The sequence below is a fragment of the Streptomyces sp. NPDC000941 genome (genome assembly GCF_053599555.1).
On the sequence record NZ_JBSFMM010000499.1, the window covers coordinates 1 to 2,345 of the forward strand.

Here is a 2,345-nt window from a genome sequence, read left to right on the forward strand (position 1 = left end):
CCGGGACGAGGCCGCCCTGCGCGCGGCGCTCGCCGCGGGCGGCGGCCGGAGACCCGCCGAGATCCAGCGGGAGGCGGCCGGGATCCTGGCGCGGCGTGAAGTGGCCGCCACACTGCGGGAGCTGACCGAACTCGGGGCCCGGGCGCGCTACCGGTCGGTCGACTTCCGTGACCCCGACGCGGTGCGCCAGGCCGTCAAGGAGATCCACGCCGACCAAGGCAGGCTGGACGGCGTCGTCTACGCGGCGGGGGTGATCGAGGACCGGCTGATCGAGGAGAAGTCCGCCGAATCCTTCCAGCGGGTCTTCGACACGAAGGCGGGCGGCGCGCGCTCGCTCCTCGACGCGCTGGAGGAGCTGCCCGGCGGACCGGGCGGCAGCCCCGGAGGGCCGTTGTTCGCGGTGCTCTTCGGCAGCGTCTCCGCCGTCCTCGGCAACCGGGGCCAGGCCGACTACGCGGCGGCCAACGACGCGCTGGAGACCCTTGGCGCGCGGTGGGCGGCCCGCACCGGCCGCCGGGCGCTGACGGTCCATTGGGGGCCCTGGGCACCCACGGGCGGGCACACCGGGATGGTCAGCCCCGCGCTCGCACGCGAATACGCGAGGCGTGGCGTCGAGCTCATCGACCCGGAGGAAGGGGCGCTGGCGCTGCTGCGCGAGCTCGCCTGGGGCGAGGAGTCCGACCGGGCCGTCGTCTATACGGCGTCGAGCTGGTGACCGTGGCGTACGAGGACGAAGGCGGCGGCCGCAGACCCCCGGTGGCGATCGTCGGGATGGCCGTGCTGCTGCCCGGGGCGCCGGACCTGGGGACGTACTGGCGCAACCTGGTGACCGGCGTGGACGCGATCACCGAGGTCCCGGCGCAGCGGTGGGACGCCGAGTTCTACGCCCCCAGGACGGCCACCGCCGCCGCCACCGCCACCGCGAGCGCCGCCGACCGGGTGTACTGCCGCCGTGGCGGATTCGTCGACGGGCTCGCCGAGGTGGAGGTCACCCGCTTCGGGATCATGCCCGCCTCCGTCCCGGGCACCGAGCCCGACCAGCTGATCGCCCTGCATGTCGCGGCCGCGGCCGTCGCCGACGCGGGCGGCGAGGAGCGGCTGCCCGACCGGGGGCGGGTCGGGGTGGTGCTGGGCCGCGGCGGCTATCTCACGCCTGGTCTGGTCCGCCTCGACCAGCGGGTACGCACCGCCCACCAGCTCGTACGCACGCTCGGCGAGCTGCTGCCCGACCTCGGCGCCGACCAGTTGGAGCGGGTCCGGGCCGCGTTCACCGAGCGCCTGGGCCCCGACCGCCCCGAGGCGGCCATCGGCCTGGTGCCCAACCTCGCCGCATCCCGAGTGGCCAACCGGCTCGATCTGCGCGGCCCCGCGTACACCGTGGACGCCGCCTGTGCGTCCTCGCTCGTCGCCATCGACCAGGCGAGTGCCGAGCTGGCCTCCGGCCGGTGCGACGTGGTGCTGGCGGGCGGGGTGCACCACTGCCACGACATCACCCTGTGGAGCGTCTTCGCGCAGCTGCGCGCGCTCTCGCCGAGCGAGCGCATCCGCCCCTTCCACCGCGAGGCCGACGGGATCCTGATCGGCGAGGGCACCGGCGTCGTGGTCCTCAAGCGGCTGGCCGACGCGCGGCGGGACGGCGACCGGGTGTACGCCGTCATCAGGGGCACCGGTGTGGCCGGCGACGGCCGCGCCGCGGGTCTGGTCAACCCGGACCCGGGCGGCCAGACGCGGGCGGTGCGACAGGCGTGGCGTACGGCCGGGCTCGATCCGCGCGAGCCCGGCTCGCTCGGGCTGCTGGAGGCGCACGGCACCGCGACGCCCGCGGGTGACACGGCGGAACTGGCCACGGTGGCGGAGGTCTTCGGCCCCGCGACCGGCGACGGCGCCGACCGCGCCGTGATCGGGTCGGTGAAGTCGATGATCGGCCACACCATGCCGGCGGCCGGGGTGGCGGGCCTGGTCAAGGCCGCCCTCTCGATCCACCACGGTCTGCTGCCGCCCACCCTGCACTGCGACGACCCGCACCCGGCCCTGGCCGCGACCCGCTTCCGCCCGATCGCCACGGCGGAGCCGTGGGAGACGGGGCGGGGCGCGGGGGTGCGCCGCGCGGCGGTGAACGCGTTCGGGTTCGGCGGGATCAACGCGCATGTGGTGCTGGAACAGCCGCCGTTGGCGGCCGTTCGGCCCCCGTCGCCCCCGAGGCCCCGGGCGACGGCCGCGGCGGTGGCCACCGGGCCGGGTGTCGACGCGCCCGTTGCCGTCGGCCCCCCCGCGCCCACCGGCGCGGCCGGGGGGGGGGCAGTCACCCTCACCCCCAACGACAACAGGGCCCTGAAGACGCCCAC

General features: G+C 76.5%; 2 protein-coding genes. Both read left to right on the top strand.

The window, feature by feature from the left end; translation table 11 throughout:
• The coding region (locus ACWDSL_RS53045) for an SDR family NAD(P)-dependent oxidoreductase (protein WP_450496905.1) at window positions 1-715 on the top strand (715 nt) is incomplete at its 5' end.
• A 56-nt stretch (window positions 716-771) separates the two neighbouring features.
• Window positions 772-2,345, top strand: a 1,574-nt coding sequence (locus tag ACWDSL_RS53050; protein ID WP_450496907.1) for a beta-ketoacyl [acyl carrier protein] synthase domain-containing protein, incomplete at its 3' end; no start/stop codon positions are given.